This window comes from Paenarthrobacter sp. TA1.8 (assembly GCF_048595705.1).
In the GTDB taxonomy this organism is placed as follows: Bacteria; Actinomycetota; Actinomycetes; order Actinomycetales; family Micrococcaceae; genus Arthrobacter; species Arthrobacter nitroguajacolicus.
In genome coordinates this window covers 1,208,452-1,230,258 of the sequence record NZ_CP184287.1, presented here as the reverse complement: position 1 = coordinate 1,230,258, position 21,807 = coordinate 1,208,452, and the positions used below count along the sequence as shown (strand labels likewise).

Genomic DNA, 21,807 nt, shown 5'->3' with positions numbered 1-21,807 from the left:
CCCGTGTTCGTCCGACTCACCGTAGAACGGGACGGCACACGAACAAGGGCGGGACTCGTTGGCAGCGGGGCTTACTTACCCAGTCCGGCCCTTCGCAATGCTTCAGCCATTGCTGTGTTGGCAGGAGCGGCCGGAGCCTGCTGGGGTTTGCCTTGGCGAGCGCCGCCCTGACGCCGATCACCCTGGCCCTGCCGTTGTGAACCCTGGCCAGGTTGGCCCGAACGCTGCCCGGCTTGGCCGCCGCGCTGGGCATCTTGGCTGCCGCCGCGCTGGGCAGCACCCTGACCGCCGCCGCGCTGACCACCAGCACGTTCGCCGCCTGAGGCACGTCCACTCGAGGTGCGCCCACCAGCAGTGCCGGGTTCGTCGAGCCTCAGGGTGAGGGAGATCCGCTTGCGCTCGGGATCGGCCTCCAACACCTTGACCCGTACCACTTGGCCGGACTTCACGATCTCCCGTGGATCCGAGACGAACTTGTTGGACAGTGCCGAGACGTGGACCAGCCCGTCCTGATGCACTCCGACGTCCACGAAGGCGCCGAACGCAGCCACGTTGGTGACAGTGCCCTCCAGGATCATTCCGGGCTTGAGGTCGGAGATCTTCTCGATGCCTTCAGAGAAGGAGGCCGCCTTGAACGCGGGACGGGGGTCGCGGCCGGGCTTTTCCAGCTCGGACATGATGTCCTTGACGGTCGGTAGGCCGAACGTGCCATCGACGAATGCCTGCGGATCCAACGCCGTGGCGGGACCGCCACCGGCAGCTACGAGGATCTTCCGAGCCACGGAGTACGCTTCCGGGTGCACGCTGGAGGCATCCAATGGCTCCGCTCCCCCGGTGATCCGGAGGAAGCCCGCGCATTGCTCGAACGCCTTGGCACCCAGCCGGGGCACCTTCTTGAGGTCGCTGCGCTTGGCGAACGGCCCATTCTCGTTCCGATAGGCCACGATGTTCTCGCTCAGCAGCGGCCCGACGCCGGCCACGCGGCTAAGCAGCGCGGGCGATGCTGTGTTCACGTCCACGCCCACGGCGTTCACGCAGTCTTCCACCACGGCATCCAGCGAGCGGTCGAGCTTGGCGGCGGTGACATCGTGCTGGTACTGCCCCACGCCGATGGACTTGGGTTCGATCTTGACCAACTCGGCCAAGGGGTCCTGAAGCCGGCGGGCGATGGAAACAGCACCTCGAAGCGAGACGTCCATGCCAGGGAGTTCGGAAGCCGCGAGGGCCGAGGCTGAGTACACCGAAGCCCCGGCCTCTGACACCACCAGCTTCTGGATCCCCTTGGAGCCTGAAGCTTCGAGTGACTTGATGAGTTCCGTCGCCAATTTGTCCGTTTCGCGGGAAGCCGTTCCGTTGCCGATCGCCACCAACTCCACGTTGTACTGCTTCGCGAGCCGTCCGAGCGTGGCCAACGCCTCGTCCCACTTTTTCGCCGGTGCGTGCGGGTAGATGGTGTCCGTGGTGACAACTTTGCCGGTGCCGTCCACGACAGCCACTTTCACGCCGGTCCGGAGTCCGGGGTCGAGGCCAAGCGTTGCCCGGTTGCCGGCAGGTGCGGCAAGCAGGACATCGCGCAGGTTGGCGGCGAACACGCGAACAGCTTCATCTTCCGCGTCGGCGAACATGCGTCCGCGAAGGTCCGTGGTCAGCCGGTCCAGGATGCGACCCCGCCAAGCCAGCTGCGCGGTTTGCGTCAACCAGGCATCCGCGGGCCGCCCGTTATTGGCGACCCCAAGGCACTTGGCCACAGCGTTTTCATAGCGGCCGCGGGCGGCGGCCAGGGCGTCGTCGTCGGCTGGGTCTGCTTCGGCGAGATCCAACTCAAGGACGCCGTCCTTCTCACCGCGCAACAGGGCAAGAACACGGTGCGACGGCATGCCGGAAGGCACCTGCGTGAATTCGAAGTAGTCCTTGAATTTCTGGCCTTCAGCCTCCATGCCTTTCTTGACGCGCGACACCATGCGTCCCTGCTTCCAGAGGCGTTCACGGAGGTCCTCCGCGAGGTCTGCGTCCTGCCCTACGCGCTCCACCAGGATTGCGCGGGCTCCCGCGAGCGCTGTGGCGGCGTCGTCGATGGAGTGCTCGGCGTTCAAGTACTTTGCGGCTTCGGTGGCGGGGTCCAGTTGCGGGTTGGCCAGCAGGACATCGGCCAGCGGCTCCAGCCCGGCTTCGCGCGCGATCTGGGCCTTGGTGCGGCGCTTGGATTTGAACGGGAGGTAAATGTCCTCGAGGCGCGCCTTGGTATCGGCCCCGACGACGGCGGCTTCCAGTTCCGGGGTCAGCTTGCCTTGGGCGGCGATCGCTTCCAAGACGGACTTGCGTCGTTCTTCCAGCTCACGCAGATATCTGAGGCGTTCCTCGAGGTCGCGGAGCTGGGTGTCATCGAGCGTCCCGGTGACTTCCTTACGGTAGCGGGCGATGAAAGGGACGGTGGATCCGGCGTCGAGCAGTTCCACCGCGGCTTTGACTTGCCAGGTCTTGACGCCGAGTTCTTCGGCAATCATGGCGTGGATGGCGGAGTCAGCTGACTGGTGTTGGAGATTTGAAGTCACCATGACAGTTTGCCTCACCTGGCCGACAGTTTCCGAAGGCGGGTACTAGGAAGGCCTATCCCGTGGGGGCAGTTAGTGCTGTAGTTGGACCATGCAGGAACTGCTCATCATCCTTCAGGACGGGTTTGTTTCCGATGACGTGACCGTTACCGTCAACGGCAAGGAGGCCGTGTCCGAGCGGGATGTATCCACCAAGATGCTGTTGGGGATGGCCGATGAACTAACAGTGGAGCTGCCCGCGAAGGGTGCCACCGTGGGCGTTGAGGTCAGCAGCCGAAGGCTTAGCGCCACGAAGAAGCTCGCGGGGAAACCCAAGAGCCTGCTCGTCTCGATTGAAGACGGCGAACTCGTGTTGCGTGAGGGAACGGGCCGCGAGGCGTTCCTGTAAAGGGATGCCTCGCGGCGGCTGGGTTGGGTTATCAGTTGGCTTTGGTATCAGTGCGACATGCGCTCCTTGGCTGAAATGTGCTCCACCATCTCGCCGAGGCGCTGTTCTGCATAGTGGTTGCGCGCGATATCGCCCTGGCTGATGATGCCTACCAACTTGTGGTCGCTGATGACGGGCAGGCGGCGCACCTGGTGTTCTTCCATCATGGTGACGGCCTCGTCAACGTTGGCATCGGCGTCCACCCAGAAGGGCTTGCCGGTGGCGAGTTCGCTGGCGCGTACTTCCCGGGCGTCCTTACCTTCTGCCAAACACTTGACCACGATGTCGCGGTCGGTGATGAAGCCAGTGAGTTTGCCGTCGTGGCCGCAGATGGGAAGTGAACCGCAGTCCATGTCCCGCATCAGCCTGGCGGCTTCCTGAAGAGTTTTGTCCTCTTCGATGCACTGAGCGTTGGTTGTCATGAATTCACGTACGACACTCATGGATCCTCCTTCATCGATTGGGGTTATCGACGCGGGGCCTCTCGGCACCGACGCCGATGATGCCAGCCTACGCTCGGCGTCTATTCCTGACCAGATGATTCGGGCGGCAGTGAGGAGGAAAATCACGTTCACCCCCTAGATATAATCCATTCGCTGGAGTATCCTCAGGATGGGTTTATACACGGCTTCTGGGCATTGGCCACTTTGGCTCTTTCTGAGCTTTCCCACGCGCACCCCCTCCGCCCTGAACCGTCATGTCGCACATCCGCAGCAGCGCCTGTGCGGACGCATATTGGCTGCTTGCAGAGCGAGAAAGATCCCCCCATGGACTCCCCCAACGTCCCCGGTTCCCAGTACACCCCTGTCCCTGACGGCCCTACCCCTACCCCGGTCCCGCCGTTTCCTCCGGACCCTTCGCCGTTTCCGGAACCGCCCTTCCCACAACCATTTCCCATCCCCCGGCCACCGGACGATTGGTGGAGGTGTTGGCGTTCCTCACCCATCAGTGGTCGCTATGAAGGAACCCAGGCCGGGCCAGCCCTGATTGGGAGTTCGCTGGACCTCCGTTTGGATATCGATCCCCGCCGCAGCGTGGAATCTCCAGTGCTAAACAAGGTCAGTGGTGACTTCTACAGCACGCGATTCGTGCGAATCGCCGGCCGCTTCCAACTGGTGAAAACGTATGTCGAGTCGTGGGTCGTGGATAACCCCACCGTGTCCATCACCCGCTGCAACGCCCGAATTTCCGGAACCGTCCGGTACTGGAAAGGTACCCACCCGGCCACCGCAGTGGACATCCTGGTCTCCTGGTTCCAAGGGGCTATCACCGGTGCTGTAGCTTCCTTCACTGCCGGCGGTGTTGCCGGCAGGCCATACTCCTGTGCTTATCGCTCGGATTCCTTCCGCGATATGAACCTGGAGTTGGACTACTGCTCCTCTGTGGACGTTGAACCGAAGATTCCGGCCTACAACAGCCACGCGCACAACAACCGTCCGGCCGATCTTTCCAACAGGAACATCACCATCGAGTCCTCGTATCGGGACGCCGGGATCGCCGTCACGGTTGATCCGGTGCATACTGTCATCGACGACAGTGCTCCCGGTTTCGCTTCCTGGAGTGTCGGCGAACTCCATGACGCCATGGAAACCTCGTTCGGCAAGTTCAACTCAGGCTGGCCTGCTTGGAATATGTGGGGCATCCAGGCCGGCATTTTCGACAGCGCCGGGGTAGGTGGCATCATGTTCGACGCCGCAGCAGGCTTCGGTGGCGCGGGTCGCGGACCCGATCGCCAGGGTTTTGCGGTATTCCGGAACCACTCCTGGTTCACCGACCTTGTCGCCAACCCGACCACCCAAGACGAGGCCTGGGCCATGCGCCATTTCCTCTACACCTGGGTCCACGAGGCCGGGCATGCTTTCAATTTCCTGCATGCGTGGGACAAGGCCAGACCGGACTCGTTGTCCTGGATGAACTACGACTGGAAATACGATCAGCGCAACGGCACAGACACTTTTTGGGGTAACTTCCGCTTCCGGTTCGACGACGACGAGCTGCTCCACATGCGTCACGGTGATCGTGCAGCCGTGATCATGGGCGGCGATCCGTGGGCGTCCGGCGGCCACTTGGAATCCCCTGCGGGCGCCATGACGGTGAGCGGCCCAGGCAGTGATATCGAACTGACGCTATCGGCCAAGACACATTTTGACTACATGGAGCCGGTCTTCGTGGAGTTCCGGCTGCGCAACACCAGCGATGCACCGGTGCTGGTGGATGGCAGGTTGGATCCTCGCTACGGCAACACCACGGTTTACGTCCAAAAGCCGAACGGGAGCATCGTGCTGCATGAATCGGTGGTGTGCTTTTACGGCCTCCCCGAGATGATAGAACTTGGCCCCGCACCGGGTGGCGAAAGCGATGGCGGTGACCGCTACAGCCAACTGGTCCAGCTCGCCTTTGGCGTGGAGGGCTTCGCTTTCGACGAGCCCGGGCAGTACTTGATCCGCGCTGTCTACTCCACGGACGGCATCATCCAAGCGTCCAATACGCTGCCCCTTCGCGTCGGTTTTCCTGTTACACGCGAAGAGGATCGTTTTGCGCCGGAATTTTTCACCCGCGAAGTCGGATTGACGCTGGCGTTTGAAGGTTCCATGTCACCCTATTTGGCTAAGGGACTGGATGCTCTAACCGAGGCGGCCGAGCGGTTCGGAGGCGAGCCTTTGGGCGTCAAGGCGGCAACCGCCGTCGCGCAGTCCGTGGGAGATGACTTCTACCGGCGCAGGGACGAAAAAATGGTCAAGCACCATAGCGCAGATCCGCAGCGCGCCCTCGATCTGACAGATGCAGGTCTCGCCAGTTACCAGCAGACAGGGGGCGCGGCAAGCAACCTTGCCTACCGAGGCCTGGTGGAATTGCGGACGGAGTTGCATGCCAAAGCGGACGATTCTGCGGCTGCAAAAACTGAGGTGGAGACCCTGGTCAAGGATCTGGGCACCCGCGGGGCCAACGCTGCTGTGGTAGCACAGGTCAAGGAAATGATCCCATCAACTCCGGCGGCCCGTTCCCGCCGGTCGTCTCCGGGGAAGCCCTCCAAAAGGCCGTCGGATGGCTAGGTGGTAACTGGCTCCCCAGCAGCCGGCGACGGCGGCATCCCGCCCTTGGTGCCGCCGTCGTTCCCTCTTCTGCTGCGGTGGCTATTCCGCGATGTCCTCTGCCCAGAGTTCCGGGTGATCCTCCTGGAAAGTGCGCATCATGTCCACGCACCGTGGATCATCCAGCACCACGACCTCCACGCCTCGTGAACGCAGGAGGTCGAATTCACCGGGGAAGGTTTCGGCCTCACCTACCACCACTCGGGGGATTTTGAACTGGATGATGGTTCCCGTGCACATCGCGCATGGTGCCAAGGTGGTGTAGAGGGTGGTGTCGCGGTAGCTCTTCTGACGCCCGGCCGCCCTCAGCGCGGCCATCTCTCCGTGCGCGATCGGGTCGCCGTGCTGGACGCGTTCGTTGTGGCCGCTGGCAATGACTTCCCCACCACGGGCCAACGCGGCTCCGATGGGGATGCCGCCCTCGCTGAGGCTCTTTTGTGCGGCTTGGTAGGCGGCTTCGAACGCGGGGTCCGGGGTCGGGGCTGTTTCAGTCATGCGTGCAGTCTAAAGTGGCTGCGCTCTATATTGTCAGGGCCCGCTGATAGCTTGGCTGCAAGGGTTTAATCACGGCATCGAAAGGCAGGTGGGTCGCTTTGTTCTTTCTCGATCCTCAGATCGCGGGCGCCCCGCAGGACTTGGTGTTCTCGGCCAGCGACCTCGTTATCGCCGCCACCTGCGAGTACCAGTTACTCCGGAAACTCGACGAAAAACTGGGCCGCACGCCTAAGCCGGACTTCGCAACTGACGCCATGTTGGAGCGCACAGCCAAGCTGGGCGACGTCCACGAGCACCGGGTCCTGGATGATTTCGTTGCTGAGTTCGGGCCATGGGATGCGGCCGCAGGAAAAGGCGTTTACGACGTCGTCCCCGCCACAGCGATGGACCGCGCCACCCTTTCGGCCAAGCATGCGGAATCCATCGACGCCCTGGGCTCCGGAGCGGACGTCGTCTTCCAAGCCGCCTTCTTCGATGGCCAATTCCATGGCCGCTCCGACTTCCTGGTGAGGCGCCCCGGCGGGCAGTATGCCGTCTTCGACACCAAGCTCGCACGGCACGCCAAGGTCACAGCCCTCCTGCAGCTGGCAGCCTATGGAGATCAACTCATCCAGGCTGGGATCACACCGCATCCCACTGTCACCCTGGTGCTGGGCAACCGCGTCCACAGCGACCACCCCCTTGCCCAGGTCCTTCCCGTCTTCCGGGAACGGCGGCAACGCTTCCTTGGCATGACCCAGGCGCACGTTTCGGAAAACGGGCCTGTGGAATGGGGTGACGACCGCTATTCCGCCTGTGGCCGGTGTGATTACTGCGCTGAGCAAGTACAACTTCATCGGGATCTCCTCATGGTGGCCGGCATGAGGATCAGTCGGCGCAAGAAGCTGATCGAGGCCGGCGTTACCACCATTGACGGACTGGCAGCCATGCCCGAGGCCGGCGACCCCACGTTGCTGCGGCTCCGTGAGCAGGCGCGGCTGCAGACCGGAACAGGTACGCCTGATGGCACAGTCAAGTACACGGCCAAGTCCGGTGAAGCCAAAGCCATCAGTTACAACGTCCTGCCGGACCACACATTGGGCAGGCTACCCGCGCCGGATCCGGGCGACATCTTCTTCGACTTCGAAGGCGATCCCCTGTGGCAGGACCCCGTCACCGAAAAGTGGGGATTGGAGTACCTGTTCGGGGTCATTGAGAACCCTGTAGAACCTGGTACCGAGCCGGTGTTCAGGCCCTTCTGGGCGCACTCACGGGCTGAAGAAGGCAAGGCCTTTGTGGACTTCCTTGAGTACGTGGCCAAGCGGCGGGCACAATATCCGGGCATGCACATCTACCACTACGCTGCCTACGAAAAGACGGCCCTGCGCAACCTGTCTTTGACGCACGTGGTGGGCGAATCCGCCGTCGACGACCTCCTGCGCCAAGGCGTTCTGGTGGACCTCTACGACACCGTCCGGCACAGCATCCGGATCTCAGAGAACTCTTACAGCATCAAAAAGCTCGAGCCTCTCTACATGGGCCAACACCTGCGCTCGGGTGACGTGACCGACGCCGGCGCCTCAGTTGTTGCCTACGCGGACTACTGCATGGCCAGAGATACCGGAAACCCTGAAGAAGCAGCAGTGATCCTCGAAGGCATCCGGGACTACAACGAATACGACTGCCTTTCGACTCTGGAACTGCGGAACTGGTTGCTTGCCCGTGCTGCGGAGCGTTCCATCGTGCCAGGGGGTGCGCACGAAGCGCCCCCCGAAGATACCGAACCGGATAAGACCGAACCGGATCAGTATGAGGCGGCTCCGGAAGAGAAAGCACTCTTCGACTACCTCGCCGCGTTGCCCGAGGACCTGAGAGCCACTCCCGATTCCCGAGCTATCGGCATCGTCGCCGCAGGCGTCGGGTATCACCGTCGCGAGGATAAGCAGCACTGGTGGGGACACTTCGACCGTTTGGAAAAACCAACCTCCCAGTGGCCTGACGAGCGCGACCTCTTCGTTGTCGACCACGCCGAACTGCTGCAGGACTGGGCAAAACCGACACCTCGGAGCAACCCTGCGCGGCTCGTGAAACTCTATGGCCGGTCCGGTGACGGCGCCGGGCTGGAACCCGGTAAGAAATACTTCCGCATGTACGGCTCTCCTCTGCCGGACTCGCTCCAGGCGAAGGAATCCGCCGCGCTTGGCCGTGCAGGCTGGAACGGAACTTTGGTCACAGAGGTGGGAGACGACGAGGACTTCGAAACAGTCACCATCGCCGAAGGCCTTCGCAAGGACTCCACGGAGTTCAGCCAACTGCCCATGGCGCTGACCCCCGATCCGCCCATTGCCACCAACGGGCAGCGGGCAGCACTCGCGGCTTTAGCCACAAAACTCAGTGCTGCCCTTCCGCAGTGGCCGCGCGACTGTTCCTTGGATCTTGTGCGGAGGCAGCCTCCGAAGCTTCGTACACTGCCAGCTCTGCCAGCCGTCGCGGCCGGAGCCGACGGCTACGTTGACGCGATCACAACTGCGGTCGAGGACCTGGACAATTCCTACCTGGCCGTCCAGGGACCTCCGGGCAGCGGCAAAACGTACGTCGGATCGCACGTCATCGCCCGACTCGTCGCCGCTGGCTGGAAAGTGGGCGTCGTGGCCCAGTCGCATGCCGTCGTGGAGAACATGCTCTGCGCTGCCGTGGAGAAGGCCGGTTTGGATCCCCAGCGGGTGGCGAAGGAAGTCAGACACGACGACCCCGTGCCGTGGACACAGTGCGCCAAAGGCGACGTGGAAGAACTGTTGTCCAAGCCGGGCGGGGCCTTGATTGGCGGAACAGCCTGGACCATGGTGGGCAGTTCGGTTCCGTCGGGCTCGCTGGATCTCCTGGTCATCGACGAAGCTGGACAGTTCTCCTTGGCAAACACCATGGCCGTTAGCCGGGCTGCAAAACGGCTTCTGCTTTTAGGCGACCCTCAGCAGCTTCCGCAGGTCACCCAAGGGAAGCATCCGGAACCTGTTGATGAATCAGCACTCGGCTGGCTGTCAGACGGGTACAACACGTTGCCGCCTGAACTCGGCTACTTTTTGGCGCTGTCATGGCGCATGCATCCAGAGCTTTGCGGCGCAGTATCCGAGCTTTCCTACGACAACCGACTTGAGGCAGCACCCGCGGCCAAGGAACGGCACTTGGACGGTGTTGCTCCGGTCATTTCCTGCGTCTACGTCCCGCATACCGGTAACTCAACGTCCTCACCCGAGGAAGCAGCGGAGGTGGTCCGGCAGGTCCAGGCCCACCTCGGCCTGACTTGGCTCGACCCTTCGGAATCGCCGGCGCCCCGTCCCCTCGAAGAGACCGACGTCCTGGTGGTCGCCGCGTACAACGCCCAGGTCCAGCTAATCAAACACCATCTCCGGGTCGCCGGACTAGGCAAGGTGCGGGTGGGTACCGTTGACAAGTTCCAAGGTCAGCAAGCTCCGGTAGTGATCGTTTCCATGGCCGCGTCAGCTGCCGGAGAAGTCCCGCGGGGCATGGAGTTCCTGCTGTCCCGGAACCGGATCAACGTGGCGGTGTCGCGCGGTCAGTGGCGTGCCGTCGTCGTGCGTTCACCCGAACTGACCAACTACCTGCCGACGCATCCCGAGGGTCTTGAGAATCTTGGTGGCTTCGTGGCCCTCTGCCAGCGGGCAATCGCCCCGGCGCGTCCCTGACCACCCGTCTCCCCCACCCAACTGGGTAGCACTTAGTTTGGGACGGCAAGGGCTTCGTCCAGCACCCTGCCGAAGTTGGTGGCGTCGTGGGCAAAACGGCCGAGGAAGAGCCCGGTCACCCCGATCAGCTGCGGAAAGAGACCTGGTTTAGCCGAACCCCCGTAGATGATGGGCAATCGGGCCAGGCCATGCTGGGCCAGTGAATCCCGCAGTGCGTTCACCACTTGGGAAACGTACCCTGCCGAAGCCGGCTCGGCAGCACCGATCGCCCATACAGGCTCGTAGGCAATGACCAGCCCGGAAGCAACGGACCAGTCGCCGGACACAGCTGCCTTGATCTGCCGGTAAACCGTGTCAGCTGCTGCCGCCGGGGCCAGGGTTTCCGGCTCCCCCACGCACAGCAGTGGCGTCAGTCCGGCGTCGACGGCGGCACTCACCTTAAGCGCAATCACCGACTCATCCTCAGCGAAGTACCGGCGACGCTCTGCATGGCCGATCTCTACGAGACCGACACCGAGTTCCCCCAGCATCGACGGCGAAACCTCGCCCGTCCAAGGACCATCGGACCAGCCACAGTTTTGGGCGCCCAGGACCAATGGCGTGCCTTCAAGCAACCGCGCCGCCTCGGGCAGCACCGGAAACGACGGGATCACAAACGGGACCACCCGCCCGGCCACGAGGGCCGGACGGGCGTCCACTTCAGCTACCAGCTGTTCCAGCCATTCCAGGCTCTGCGCGTAGCCCATGTACATCTTGGTGCTCACACCGATGAACAGTGCGTCAGTAACAGGCAGCTTCACGGACGACTACTTCCCCAGCAGTTCGTCGGCTTTGTTGCTGAAGCGCTTGGTGCCGAACATCAGGACAGCCGCCACGAAGGGCAGCACACCCAGCGCGTAGACACCCATGGTGCCGGTGTCCGAGGCGGTGACCTGGTTGACGGTGGTGCGCAGGATCGGGGCAACGAACCCACCCAGGTTTCCAAGGGAGTTGATCAGCCCGATACCCGCAGCCGCAGCAGTTCCGGTGAGGAACGCCGTCGGGTAGGACCAGCAGATGGGGCCCGTCGACAGGAAGCTGCACACCGCGAGGGTGATGAAGATGATGCCGACGGCCGGCATCTGGTTCGCACCCGCCCATGCGGAGCCGAAGATGCAGAGGCCTGTGGAGATGAACAATGCGGTGCCCCAACGGCGGCGGCGTTCCACAGTGTTGGCAGCTTTGCCGATGAAGTAGCAAGCGAAGATGCCGAAGAACCACGGGATCGCGGCCAGGAGTCCGACGGCGATACCCACCTTCTGACCGGTCAACTGCGCCACCTGCTGTGGCAGGTAGAACGTCACGCCGTAGACCGCAACCTGCAGGCAGAAGTAGATGACGGTGAAGTACCAGACCCGGCCGTTGCGCATGGATGCCAGAACGCCGCGTGGACCCGTTTCTTCCTTCACGGTGTCCTCCAATGCCATGACATCGGACAGTGCCCGTTTCTCTTCCTTGGTAAGGAACTTGGCGTCCTGGGGGCTGTTGATGAGGAAGAAGTAGGCGGCGATACCGGCCACGACGGCGAGCATGCCTTCTACGAAGAACATGACCTGCCAACCAGCTACCCCCGGGACCTGGTCGCCGATGTTGATGAGCCACCCCGACAGCGGTGCGCCCATCATCTGGGAGAACGGCTGGGCCAGGTAGAAGATGGCGAACATCTTCACGCGGACCTTGTTGGGGAACCATGCGGCCAGGAACATGATGACGCCCGGGAAGAGGCCGGCCTCGGTGACGCCCAACAGGAACCGAAGAATGATGAAGGACGTCTCACCCTGGACGAAAGCGAAGCACGCCGAAACGATGCCCCAGGTAATGGCGATGCGGGCGAGCCACACCTTCGCTCCGAACTTGGTGAGCAGCAGGTTGCTGGGGATCTCGAACAGTGCATAGCCGATGAAGAAGATACCGGCGCCCAGCGCGTAAGCGCCTGCGGTAATACCCTTATCCACTTCCAGCGCGGCTTCGGCGAAGCCAACGTTGGTGCGGTCCAGGAAGGCCACCACGTACAGGATGACGAGCATCGGCATGAGCCGCCGCGAGGCTTTGGAAATCGCCGACTTCAAGACCGGCGTATCCAGCAACTCCTTAGTGGAATTGGTGGCAACAGACATTGAAACTCCTCTTTGAGTGACAGGAAATGACTAGAGCAGCGCGATCAGCGCGGGAAGAAAATGAGCACCATGCCCACTGCGCAGGCGAGGACGCCCACGGCAAGGTAGATCTTGCGTTCTCGTGTCCAGGTCTTCACGGCACGGGCCCTAGTGCATGTACAGTCCGCCATCCACATTCAGCGTCTGGCCGGAGATGTATCCGGAGTCCTCGCTGATGAGGAAGGCGATGGCGGCGGCGATGTCCCGGGTGGAGCCCACACGGTTCACTACCAGGTCCTTGGTGAGCTCATCCTTGCGTTCCTGGCTCAGGGTTCCGCCCATGATGTCGGTGTCGATGGGGCCGGGAGAAATGGCGTTGACGGTGATGTCGTACTCGCCAAGTTCACGGGCCGTGGCACGCGTCAGACCAATGACGCCGGCTTTGGCCACAGAGTAAGGGGTCTTGGAGAACGTGCCGCCGCCGCGCTGGGCGGAGACCGATGAGATGTTCACGATGCGACCGATCCGGTTCTTGACCATCGACTCGGCCACGCGGCGGGTGGCGTAGTGGACGCCGTTGAGGTTGATGTTCAGGACGCGGTCCCACTCAGCGGCTTCGAGCTCAAGGTAGCCAACCGGCGAGCTGACACCGGCAACGTTGGCCAGTGCGACGATCTGCGGCAGTTCGGCCTCAAGTTCGTCAATGGCCGTACGGACCTCGGCTTCACTTGCCACATTTGCGCCAACGCCGTGTGCCCGCACACCATACTCAGCGGCGATTTCCTTGGCTGCGATCTTGCAGGCGGCGTCATCAAGATCGATGATGCCGATGTTCCAGCCTTGGGCGGCCAGATAGTTGACGGTAGCGCGGCCAATACCGCGTTCAGAGACGGCGCCGGTGACGATTGCGGTGCGTTCAGCGGGGAAAGTCATGTGTTTTCTCCTAGGAAGAGTTAGTTGATGGGGGCCGGGCCGAGCTCTTCAATGAGCTTCTGCATGGCGACGTAGGCCTTGTTGCGGTAGGCGATGAGTTCCGGAGTGCGCTCGGCGGGCACGTTGAGGAAGCCTGCGCCGGTCTTGGTGCCGAGCTTGCCCGCTTCCACAAGGTCGGAGAGGATCTTCGGCGTCGCGAAGCGTTCCGGGAAACCGGTCTGCAGCGACTTGTAGCAGAAGTTGTAGACATCCAAGCCGGCCATGTCCGCGATGGCGAACGGACCAAAGAAGGGCAAGCGGAAGCCGAACGTCGTACGCACCAGGGTGTCGACGTCGTCCGCCGTTGCGATTCCCTGCTCCACCAGCTGGGCTGCCTCGTGGAACAGCGCGTACTGCAGGCGGTTCAGCACGAAGCCCGTGACGTCCTTGACGACGGCGGTCTGCTTACCGGCCGCATGGACCAGCTCGCGCGATGCGGCCACCGTTGCGGCAGAGGTCTCAGCGTGGGGGATGATCTCGACACCGGGAATGAACGGCGACGGGTTGGAGAAGTGCACACCCAGGAAGCGCTCGGGATGGGTCACGGCTTCAGCGAGGGCAGCGATGGAAATCGTGGACGTGTTGGAACCGATCACGGCATCGGGGCGGGCTGCGGCGCTGATCCGGGCCAAGGACTGGTGCTTGATCTCCAGTACCTCGGGAACGCACTCCTCGATGAAGTCAGCGTCGGCTACAGCTTCCTCAATGTCCTTGGCTGCCCACAGGTTCTGCTTGAGGATCTCTGTGGATCCCGCCGGGAAGAGTCCGTCGACGATGAACTGGTCCGACTCCACCAGCAGGCGGTCGTAATTCTTCTGCGCGATCTCGGCAGACACATCGGCAAGGGCAACGCGCGCGCCACCGAGCGCCAGCACTTGGGCGATGCCGCCGCCCATGTAGCCGGAGCCGACGACGGCGATCTTCCGGGCGGCGTTGTTTGCGGTGGGTTCTTCTTCAGGAGTGGTCATGTTCAGACTGCCTTCGTGTAATCGGGCTCGTACGAGCAGATGGCGTCCACCTTGGCGGCGGAGGATGAGGTTCGGTCGAAGCGGTGGTCGAGCCACTCCCCTACGAGCTTTTTGGCCAGCTCCAAGCCAATCACCCGCTGTCCGAGCGTCAGGACCTGGGCGTTGTTGCTCAGCACTGACCGTTCAACGGAGTAGCTGTCGTGGGCTGTGACGGCGCGGATTCCCGGGACCTTGTTCGCCGCAATGGCCACTCCAAGTCCGGTGCCGCAGATCAAGAGTGCGCGGTCAGCTTCCCCGTCGGCCACCTTGCGGGCGGCATCGACGGCGACGTGCGGGTAGGCGGTGGAGTCATTGAATCCGACGCCGACATCCGTCACCGAGGCCACGCGCGGGTCTGCTTCCAGCAAGGCAACGAGTGCCTGCTTGTACTCGACACCGGCCTCATCGTTGCCGACGATGATGCGCCAGCCTTGGGTGTTACTCATGCTTGGGCTCCGTTTCCTGCTGCTGCCGCTGAAGAAGCGGTGGCCAGTTGTGAATCGATGAAGTGGGAAATTCTGGCGGCGATCAAGCCAAAGGACACTGCGCCTGGATCAGGGTGGCCGATGCTCTTTTCCGCGAGGGGACGCGCCCGGCCCTTGAGCGGCCGGAGTTCAGCTGTCTTCGCGGCAGCGGACTCAGCTGCCGCAGCGGCAACTGCCAAGGCCCGGTCAACCGGAGTCCCGCCGTCGAGCTCCGTGAGGAAGGTGTCCCGGAAGGGCAGGAGCGCGTCCACCATGGTTTTGTCCCCGGGATCGGCTTTGCCGAGTTCGGTAATGGCGCGGACGAAGTCCCTCACGGCGGCCGCCGCGTCCTCCGAGGTATACGTTTCACGGTTGCCCAGCGACAGCCCGGCAGCGATCACTGCGGAACCCCAGAGCGCCCCGGACGTCCCGCCGGCCCGTTCGCTCCAGGCTTCCCCGGCTGCTGTCAGAACGCGCGCAACCGAAGCACCTCCGGCGCCTTTGCTTGCGGCGGCTGCAGCATCGACGCCGCGCCGCATGCCTATACCGTGGTCACCGTCGCCGGCGATCGCGTCCAGCTTCCCGAGGTCCTCTTCATGCTCGACGACGACGTCACGCACCTGGGCGAGGATGGCCACTGCCTGCCGCCCGAGTTCAGCGGCTGCCGTGGTGGGCTGCTCGACGTCGGCGGTTTCGGCGTCGTCGACTGCTGCCTCAGCGCGAGGGGCGCGAGGCGACATGCTGCCCTTGCGGAACGCCGGAGTGTCAGCGGGTGCAGCCCAGTACTGCTCAAGTTCCAACCACAGCAACGTCAGGGAGAGTCCGGACATATCCAGGCTGGTCACCAGCTCACCGCATTCGGGCTCCACCACGGTGAGGCCCGCAGCGCTGAGAAGCTTCTCGATCTTGCCGAACAGGAGGAAGAGTTCGTCATACTTCACCGTGCCAAGGCCGTTGACGATAGCCACAACCCGGTCCCCGGCGTCCTCAGGTTTGTCCGCGAGCAGCTTGGTCACCAGCAGCTCCGCCAGCTCGGAGGCAGTGGGCATCGGGTGTTCCGAGATTCCGGGCTCGCCATGAATTCCGAGGCCCAGCGACATCTGCCCGGCAGGAACGTGGAACAGCGGATCCTTGGCGCCGGGGAGCGTGCAACCGTCAAAAGCCACGCCCAGCGACCGCGTCCGGTAGTTGGTCTTGATGGCCAACCGCTCGACGTCGTCAAGGTTCAGTCCCGCTTCTGCGGCGGCGCCGGCAATCTTGAAAACTGTCAGGTCGCCGGCGATTCCGCGGCGCTTCTCCAGTTGTTCGATTGGCGCGCTGGCAATGTCATCGGTAACGGTGACGGTGCGGGTTTCGATGCCCTCGGCGTTGAGCCGGAGCTGTGCCTGGCCGAAATGCAGGACGTCGCCGGCGTAGTTGCCGTAGCTGAGCAGGACGCCGCCACCGGCGTTGGCCGCCTTGGCTACCCGGTACACCTGACCGGCTGCCGGTGAGGCGAACATGTTGCCGCAGGCTGATCCCGTCGCCAGTCCGGGGCCTACCAGTCCAGCGAAAGCCGGGTAGTGTCCCGAACCGCCGCCGACTACCAGGGCCACCCGGCCGGAGGGAACCTCCGTGGAGCGGACTACACCGCCGTCCACTCGGGCAACATAGCCGCGGTTGGCGGCTACAAAGCCGTCCAGCGCTTCATCGGCAAAGTCTGCCGGGTTGTCGAAAATCTGTGTCATTTCCTAAACTCCTGCGAGCTGGGTTGCCGGTACCTGACGTCCCTGGGCTACCTGGCTGTTGCCGAGTTCGTAGCCTTCGGACTTCGGCAGGACATGGCGGCGGAGGTAGTCTTGGTTGCTGGCCGTGACGCTCAAGCCATCGCCGCCGTAGTGCTCTGTGCAGAGGATGCCCTGGAAGCCGACGGACAGCGCCACCTTGAATGCCTCGCGGTAGTTGATGAGCCCGCTTTCCATGGGGGCCGGCATGGTGATGTAGCTGTCGCGGGCCACATCTTCGTCGCGGATGTAGTTCTTCATGTGCCAGTAGTTGGAGTACGGCAGGGTCTTCGCCACCATCTCCCGCCAGTCCTCGATAGGACGGTGCAGGCGGATCAGGTTGCCGAGGTCCGGGTTCAGGCCAACGTTGTCCAAGCCAATGTCCTGGACCAGTTGCACGGAGGAATCAGCGGTGCCGAGGTAGGTGTCCTCGTACATTTCCAGGGAGATGAGGATCCCGGCTTCTGCTGCGTGCTTTCCGAGCTCACGGATCCGGGAAACTGCGTTGCCCCACGCTTCCTTGTCGCCCACGGGATCCTTGTAACCCTCGACGGTCCAGAACCACAGCTGCTTCTGCTGTTCGGGGGTGATGGCCTGGTGGAGTCCGAAGGAGACTACTTCGCAGCCAAGCTCTGCAGCGGCGTCGATGGTGCGGTGGCTGTAGGCGAGGTTGTCGGACCACTCCGTGGCGTGGATGACGCTGCGGCGAATGGCGGAGATGACGGGGACGCCGATTCCCACTTCGTCGGCCGTCTGTTTGAACTCGACGAGGCGTTCCTTGCTGAGGTCGCCCGGGCGGACCCAGCTGTCTGTGAGGTCTGCGTTTGCGAACCCAGCCTCTTTCACTTCGTGGAGGACGGACGCCCAGACCGAAGCGTCGGCGTCGTTGACGTGCTGTCCTGCGGCATCGGTGCCGGGGAACTGCAGGAGGGCCGCGGTGATGGGCCAATTCTCGGCGGTGTACGCCATGATGATCACTCCTTCGTGGAATCCTGTTTCCTATAGGATTTACGAACCGAGTGAAGCTGTCAACCCTTTTGCGAAACTTCCTAGATCCTATATGTCATACATATGGGTGTGAAGAGGGTCACGGAAGGGCTCACGGGGAGTGCTTCGGGGGGGCACCCCTACCCGCCTATCGCACCCGTAACCACTGGTGCACTCGGCGCGAAAGGGTGCAATACCCACGCCAAACGGGTGCGCCGGGCGGAAATGGGCGCGTAGGACGAGTAGAGCACCGCGGAATTAGTCCTCCGGAGCGTCCGCCATCGCCCGGCCGCGTACTTTCTCGACGTGATCCACCATCATGGCCGCGGCCTTCTCCGGGTCGCCGCTGGTCATGGCATCGAGCACTGCCTGGTGCTCGGCAATTGCTTGTTCGGCGTCAGTGATACCCACTCCCCCAAACAATCGGAAGCGCTGAATCTGGCCGCCCAAGGTGTTGTAGGCCGCGAGCAGGAATTGATTGTTGGCCTGCGCGGCGATGAGCTGATGGAAGCGTTCATCTGCTTCGAGATAACTGCGATACTCAGCGAAGGTCCCGCCCCGCGGAGCAGTCTTCAGGTCCTCCACGGCTTGCTTCAATGCGTCCAGGCCGTCGGGCGTCATACGCGAACAGGCCAACCGCGCGTTCACCGGCTCAATGGACAAACGCGCTTCCATGAGTTCAGCGAAGTCCTCTCGCGTGAAGACCGGAGCCACCCGATAGCCCTTCAGGGCAACACGCCGCACCATGCCTGTGTGCTCCAAACGGGCCAACGCCTCCCGTACAGGAGTCGGCGAAACGTCGAGTTCCCTCGCCATTCCGTCAATGCTGACTGCTGCTCCTGGCTCCAGCCGACCATCCATGAGCCACTCCAGGAGGGCCTCGTAAACATGGTCGGCCAGCACTTGCCGGCTGACAGGAAAGCCGGCGCGGGCAACGGTCGAGGAAGGATCAGCCATGCACAAATCCTATAGGAACGCACGACGTCGGCACTCAGGCGAGTGCCGACGTCGGAGTTTTGTAAAGCTTTAGTTCGCGTAGAACGGGTAGCCAGTGTAACCCTCGGCGCCGTCGGCGTAGAAGGTGGAAGCATCCGGCTCGTTGAGCGGCAGGCTTTCACGCCAGCGGCGGGCGAGGTCCGGGTTGGCGATGGCAGGGCGACCAACCACCACGGCGTCGGCGAGGCCGTCTTCGATGATCGCGAATGCTTCATCGCGGGTAGTGATTTCGCTGAAGCCGGTGTTCACCAGGAATGTGCCGTTGAAACGCTCGCGGAGGTCCTGCACCAAGTCACTCTTGGGATCGTGGTGAAGGATGCTCAGGTAGGCCAGGTTCAGCGGAGCGATGGTTTCCACCAACACCTCGTAGGTCGCGCGGACGTCGGCGGGATCAATTTCGGCAATGCCTTGGACGTTGTGCTCCGGGGAGATGCGGATTCCTACGCGGTTGGCGCCGAGGGCCTCGACTACTGCGTTGACGGTCTCGATGACGAAGCGGGCACGGTTTTCCGGCGAGCCGCCGTAGCTGTCGGTACGGACGTTGGAATTCGGGGCCAGGAATTCGTGAAGGAGGTAACCGTTGGCGGAGTGGAGCTCTACGCCGTCGAAACCTGCCTCAATCGCGTTCTTGGAGGCGGTGACGATCTCCTGGATGACTCCCGGGAGTTCGTCGGTGCGGAGTTCACGCGGTACCGGGTAAGGCTGCTTGCCGTTGGGGGTGCGGACCTCGCCATCAATCGCGACAGCGCTGGGGCCAACGATCTCGTGTCCCCCTGTGATGTCTGCGTGTGAAACCCGCCCACCGTGCATGATTTGCGCGAAGATGCGGCCGCCCTCAGCGTGAACAGCGTCGGTGGCCTTCTTCCAGCCAGCGATTTGCTCTTCTGTTACAAGTCCCGGCTGTCCCGGGTACGACTGGCCTGCAGGCGTCGGGTACGTTCCTTCGCTGACGATCAGGCCGAGGGAGGCCCGCTGGCGGTAATGTTCGGCGATCAATGAACCTGGCACGCCGTTCTGTCCCGCGCGGAGCCGGGTCAAAGGGGCCATCACCAGTCGGTTGGAAAGTTCAAGTTCGCCGAGGGCCAGTGGGGAAAACAGCATGCGCGGTTCCTTTCAGAATGAAACAGGTTCATCCTGCCCAACTGCACGGCGTCTGCAACTATTCCTGATGAGCCGGACATCACACTGGATGCTACTCGCGGGCCTCCTCCAGCGTCCCGTATCACTCCGGCTTGATGTGCTTGAGGGCGTCCTCGAAGCACTCGCAAAGCGCCAGCACCGCCACGAGATGTGCTTCCTCGGCATGTGGCGGATCGGTGTTGATGCAAATGGCTTCATTCACCGACTGGGCCAAGTCCTTGGACTCCTTGCCAGTCAGCGCCCACACACGCGCACCCAACGACTTAGCGGCGGCGGCAGCTTCCCGGAGTTCCTCGGTAATGCCCTTCGCGGCGAGCAGGACCACGATGTCACCCTGGCGAACCTGTTTGGATACCTGGTCGCCCATGCTTCCGGAAGAGCCGTTGGAACCGGCCGCGCCCTTGGTGATGGAGATGGCTTTGAACCCAGACCCGCTCACAGGATCGTGGGCGTTCAATTCTGAAGTGAACCTCTGCGCTTCGTGCGAGGATCCGTCGCTTCCTGCGGCGAAAACACTCCCACCGCGCAACCTGACACGGGCCAGTTCTTCGCCCCACTCTGCAAGCCTCGAAGATTCGCGGCGCAGGGCTGCGACAGCCGGCCCGATTTCACCCAAGTGCCCCAATACCACGTCAACTGCATGCCTGTGGGCATTCGTCTCAGTGGCCCGCATCGCCTGACCTGTTCGCCTCACCACGATACTCACTTCCCTGCCTCCGCTTCTCCGTTGAAACTATAGGTTCCTGTCACCATCGCGTGTTGAGCCCTCGCGCCCGCTGCGGTCCCGGGTGAGACGCTCCCCTTCGGCCACATGGGAGCGATCGCGGTCCGCGTCCTGCGAGCGGTCTACTTCGCGTGAGCGATCTGCGTCCACCGGACGATCGCGGTCCATGTCCCCACCCCTGCTCCTGTCGGCAGCATTTGACCGGTCCGGATTCGCATTCGGGTCAAGTTTGTCGGCATGGCGAAGGTGTTCCTCGACGCGCCCGTGGGCTTCGTTGGCTTTCTCGGCGTGGCGTTCCGCGTCCTTACGGAGTCGATTCGCCTCCACTTCGGCCTGCAGCGCGGCGGCCTCGGCCTGTGCTGACTCGGCTTTCGCCTGGTGTGCACCGATGGCTTCTTCAGCCGCCTTCTCACGCAGCTCCTCGGCACGGTGGCGGTTGACCTCGGCCTTTTTGCGGCGCCCAACAACAACAGCCACAATCACAGCGGCTATGACGATGACGGCCAGCACGATAATAAGTACCAGTTGTCCTGTATCCATGTGGATTACCTCCCTGGTGAGCGGCTTCTGTGGGCGCCGCTCGTGGCCCACGCTGTGGTTGGTACCTCAGGTGTACCCCAATAGGGCCACCTCGAAACGATTCCGGACTCTCAGGCGGGCAGCTCCATCCTGAAGCCGCACCGGCATTGAATAACGCGGGTCTTCAGGTAGACATCCAGCAGGCCATCATCCACATCCTCGGTTGTCATGGGGGCGTATACGCTCCGCGCCGACGATTGGGCGAAGGCCATGGGCTCGCCGCAGTGAAAGTACATCCCGCCGAATCGGAGCAAGCCTGACACGGCACCGTTCCGGTTAAGGACGGCGGCGACGTCCCGGAAGGCCGCGTTGTGAGCATAGGATGCCTCGCAGCCCAAGCAGGTGTAGGAAACCCAGACCATCAATTCGCCTGCATGCGGTTCGATGGATTCGATAGTCTCCAAGCTCAGGCGATCACTCGTCCGGCACTTGGTGCAGCTAAGCGCTTTCGCAGGCAGGTGCGATACGCCCCCGGTAACCAGCGGGTTCTTCATAGTGGACAATGCGATCACTCCTCGGTCAGCTCTGCCCGAAAACTCTCTCCCTCCACCATATTAACACTAATAATCAGGATGCTTACTAGTTTCAGCTTCCGGTGGCTTCCGGGTGCTCCCTGGCGCGCTTCTCTTCCGGCGTCTCAGCGCTTTCGTCCGGGATGAAGGTTGGGTCCAGCCCGGTGGTGAAGTCACCCGTGCCCGCAGCATCGTTGTCATTCTCGACGGCGGCAGGCACCTCGGGTTCCGAGGCTCTGGAGGGCGTCTGTTCAGATTCGCTCGGTTCTTCGCTCATAG

At 62.7% G+C, this 21,807-nt stretch carries 19 protein-coding genes; 3 read left to right on the top strand and 16 right to left on the bottom strand.

Going from position 1 to position 21,807, the window contains the following annotated elements; translation table 11 throughout:
- Positions 1 to 71: 71 nt before the first annotated feature.
- Positions 72 to 2,555, bottom strand: coding sequence for a Tex family protein (locus ACNAOT_RS05905; protein WP_420180380.1), 2,484 nt, complete (start codon positions 2,553 to 2,555; stop codon positions 72 to 74).
- An 88-nt stretch (positions 2,556 to 2,643) separates the two neighbouring features.
- On the opposite strand from ACNAOT_RS05905, the gene ACNAOT_RS05900 reads away from it, so the two are divergent.
- Positions 2,644 to 2,940, top strand: coding sequence for a hypothetical protein (locus tag ACNAOT_RS05900; RefSeq protein ID WP_420180379.1), 297 nt, complete (start codon positions 2,644 to 2,646; stop codon positions 2,938 to 2,940).
- 47 nt (positions 2,941 to 2,987) lie between these two features.
- Here ACNAOT_RS05900 and ACNAOT_RS05895 read toward each other — a convergent pair whose 3' ends face one another.
- Complete coding sequence (locus ACNAOT_RS05895) at positions 2,988 to 3,422, bottom strand: CBS domain-containing protein (protein ID WP_091465862.1); 435 nt, start codon at positions 3,420 to 3,422, stop codon at positions 2,988 to 2,990.
- Between the two features lie 567 nt (positions 3,423 to 3,989).
- Between ACNAOT_RS05895 and ACNAOT_RS05890 the strand changes: the two genes are divergently transcribed.
- Entirely contained in the window at positions 3,990 to 6,032 is a 2,043-nt protein-coding gene (locus ACNAOT_RS05890) for a hypothetical protein (protein WP_420180378.1), read from the top strand.
- An 81-nt stretch (positions 6,033 to 6,113) separates the two neighbouring features.
- Here ACNAOT_RS05890 and ACNAOT_RS05885 read toward each other — a convergent pair whose 3' ends face one another.
- Entirely contained in the window at positions 6,114 to 6,566 is a 453-nt protein-coding gene (locus ACNAOT_RS05885; protein ID WP_420180377.1) for a nucleoside deaminase, read from the bottom strand.
- A gap of 254 nt (positions 6,567 to 6,820) precedes the next feature.
- Here ACNAOT_RS05885 and ACNAOT_RS05880 point away from each other — a divergent pair, with 254 nt between their 5' ends.
- Positions 6,821 to 10,249: a TM0106 family RecB-like putative nuclease gene (locus tag ACNAOT_RS05880; protein WP_420180376.1), complete on the top strand. Its 3,429-nt coding sequence runs from the start codon at positions 6,821 to 6,823 to the stop codon at positions 10,247 to 10,249.
- 32 nt (positions 10,250 to 10,281) lie between these two features.
- On the opposite strand, the gene ACNAOT_RS05875 is transcribed toward ACNAOT_RS05880, so the two are convergent.
- From ACNAOT_RS05875 to ACNAOT_RS05815, 13 genes are all read right to left on the bottom strand, one after another.
- Positions 10,282 to 11,049, bottom strand: coding sequence for a triose-phosphate isomerase family protein (locus ACNAOT_RS05875; RefSeq protein ID WP_420180375.1), 768 nt, complete (start codon positions 11,047 to 11,049; stop codon positions 10,282 to 10,284).
- A 6-nt stretch (positions 11,050 to 11,055) separates the two neighbouring features.
- The gene (locus ACNAOT_RS05870) at positions 11,056 to 12,405 is read right to left on the bottom strand and encodes an MFS transporter (RefSeq protein WP_091465855.1); all 1,350 of its coding nucleotides are present in this window, start codon (positions 12,403 to 12,405) and stop codon (positions 11,056 to 11,058) included.
- A 147-nt stretch (positions 12,406 to 12,552) separates the two neighbouring features.
- Positions 12,553 to 13,317 carry an SDR family NAD(P)-dependent oxidoreductase gene (locus tag ACNAOT_RS05865; RefSeq protein WP_420180374.1) on the bottom strand — a complete coding sequence of 255 codons (765 nt, stop codon included), beginning with the start codon at positions 13,315 to 13,317 and terminating at the stop codon, positions 12,553 to 12,555.
- Positions 13,318 to 13,337: 20 nt separating this feature from the next.
- Positions 13,338 to 14,324, bottom strand: coding sequence for a 3-hydroxyacyl-CoA dehydrogenase family protein (locus tag ACNAOT_RS05860; RefSeq protein ID WP_420180373.1), 987 nt, complete (start codon positions 14,322 to 14,324; stop codon positions 13,338 to 13,340).
- A 2-nt stretch (positions 14,325 to 14,326) separates the two neighbouring features.
- Positions 14,327 to 14,809 carry a ribose-5-phosphate isomerase gene (locus ACNAOT_RS05855; protein ID WP_420180372.1) on the bottom strand — a complete coding sequence of 161 codons (483 nt, stop codon included), beginning with the start codon at positions 14,807 to 14,809 and terminating at the stop codon, positions 14,327 to 14,329.
- The gene (locus tag ACNAOT_RS05850) at positions 14,806 to 16,554 is read right to left on the bottom strand and encodes a dihydroxyacetone kinase family protein (RefSeq protein ID WP_420180371.1); all 1,749 of its coding nucleotides are present in this window, start codon (positions 16,552 to 16,554) and stop codon (positions 14,806 to 14,808) included. The genes ACNAOT_RS05855 and ACNAOT_RS05850 overlap by 4 nt, the downstream gene beginning before the upstream one ends.
- Before the next feature lie 3 nt (positions 16,555 to 16,557).
- The gene (locus tag ACNAOT_RS05845) at positions 16,558 to 17,559 is read right to left on the bottom strand and encodes a sugar phosphate isomerase/epimerase family protein (RefSeq protein WP_420180370.1); all 1,002 of its coding nucleotides are present in this window, start codon (positions 17,557 to 17,559) and stop codon (positions 16,558 to 16,560) included.
- A gap of 276 nt (positions 17,560 to 17,835) precedes the next feature.
- On the bottom strand, positions 17,836 to 18,534 hold the full coding sequence (locus ACNAOT_RS05840) for a GntR family transcriptional regulator (protein ID WP_364308147.1): 699 nt from the start codon (positions 18,532 to 18,534) through the stop codon (positions 17,836 to 17,838).
- A 69-nt stretch (positions 18,535 to 18,603) separates the two neighbouring features.
- The gene (locus ACNAOT_RS05835; RefSeq protein ID WP_420180369.1) at positions 18,604 to 19,674 is read right to left on the bottom strand and encodes an alkene reductase; all 1,071 of its coding nucleotides are present in this window, start codon (positions 19,672 to 19,674) and stop codon (positions 18,604 to 18,606) included.
- Between the two features lie 121 nt (positions 19,675 to 19,795).
- Positions 19,796 to 20,419, bottom strand: coding sequence for an SIS domain-containing protein (locus ACNAOT_RS05830; protein ID WP_420180368.1), 624 nt, complete (start codon positions 20,417 to 20,419; stop codon positions 19,796 to 19,798).
- A 27-nt stretch (positions 20,420 to 20,446) separates the two neighbouring features.
- Entirely contained in the window at positions 20,447 to 20,977 is a 531-nt protein-coding gene (locus ACNAOT_RS05825) for a hypothetical protein (RefSeq protein WP_420180367.1), read from the bottom strand.
- A 110-nt stretch (positions 20,978 to 21,087) separates the two neighbouring features.
- Positions 21,088 to 21,510, bottom strand: a complete 423-nt coding sequence (locus tag ACNAOT_RS05820) for a hypothetical protein (RefSeq protein ID WP_420181129.1) — start codon at positions 21,508 to 21,510, stop codon at positions 21,088 to 21,090.
- 91 nt (positions 21,511 to 21,601) lie between these two features.
- Positions 21,602 to 21,805, bottom strand: a complete 204-nt coding sequence (locus ACNAOT_RS05815; protein ID WP_420180366.1) for a hypothetical protein — start codon at positions 21,803 to 21,805, stop codon at positions 21,602 to 21,604.
- Positions 21,806 to 21,807: the final 2 nt, after the last annotated feature.

Excerpts from the sequence above, each read along its gene's own strand:
- ACNAOT_RS05905 (WP_420180380.1), bottom strand. The coding sequence starts at position 2,555 with ATGGTGACTTCAAATCTCCAACACCAGTCAGCTGACTCCGCCATCCAC.
- ACNAOT_RS05900 (WP_420180379.1), top strand. The coding sequence starts at position 2,644 with ATGCAGGAACTGCTCATCATCCTTCAGGACGGGTTTGTTTCCGATGAC.
- ACNAOT_RS05895 (WP_091465862.1), bottom strand. The coding sequence starts at position 3,422 with ATGAGTGTCGTACGTGAATTCATGACAACCAACGCTCAGTGCATCGAA.
- ACNAOT_RS05885 (WP_420180377.1), bottom strand. The coding sequence starts at position 6,566 with ATGACTGAAACAGCCCCGACCCCGGACCCCGCGTTCGAAGCCGCCTAC.
- ACNAOT_RS05880 (WP_420180376.1), top strand. The coding sequence starts at position 6,821 with ATGTTGGAGCGCACAGCCAAGCTGGGCGACGTCCACGAGCACCGGGTC.
- ACNAOT_RS05870 (WP_091465855.1), bottom strand. The coding sequence starts at position 12,405 with ATGTCTGTTGCCACCAATTCCACTAAGGAGTTGCTGGATACGCCGGTC.
- ACNAOT_RS05865 (WP_420180374.1), bottom strand. The coding sequence starts at position 13,317 with ATGACTTTCCCCGCTGAACGCACCGCAATCGTCACCGGCGCCGTCTCT.
- ACNAOT_RS05860 (WP_420180373.1), bottom strand. The coding sequence starts at position 14,324 with ATGACCACTCCTGAAGAAGAACCCACCGCAAACAACGCCGCCCGGAAG.
- ACNAOT_RS05855 (WP_420180372.1), bottom strand. The coding sequence starts at position 14,809 with ATGAGTAACACCCAAGGCTGGCGCATCATCGTCGGCAACGATGAGGCC.
- ACNAOT_RS05850 (WP_420180371.1), bottom strand. The coding sequence starts at position 16,554 with ATGACACAGATTTTCGACAACCCGGCAGACTTTGCCGATGAAGCGCTG.
- ACNAOT_RS05845 (WP_420180370.1), bottom strand. The coding sequence starts at position 17,559 with ATGGCGTACACCGCCGAGAATTGGCCCATCACCGCGGCCCTCCTGCAG.
- ACNAOT_RS05840 (WP_364308147.1), bottom strand. The coding sequence starts at position 18,534 with ATGGCTGATCCTTCCTCGACCGTTGCCCGCGCCGGCTTTCCTGTCAGC.
- ACNAOT_RS05835 (WP_420180369.1), bottom strand. The coding sequence starts at position 19,674 with ATGCTGTTTTCCCCACTGGCCCTCGGCGAACTTGAACTTTCCAACCGA.
- ACNAOT_RS05825 (WP_420180367.1), bottom strand. The coding sequence starts at position 20,977 with ATGGATACAGGACAACTGGTACTTATTATCGTGCTGGCCGTCATCGTC.
- ACNAOT_RS05820 (WP_420181129.1), bottom strand. The coding sequence starts at position 21,510 with ATGAAGAACCCGCTGGTTACCGGGGGCGTATCGCACCTGCCTGCGAAA.
- ACNAOT_RS05815 (WP_420180366.1), bottom strand. The coding sequence starts at position 21,805 with ATGAGCGAAGAACCGAGCGAATCTGAACAGACGCCCTCCAGAGCCTCG.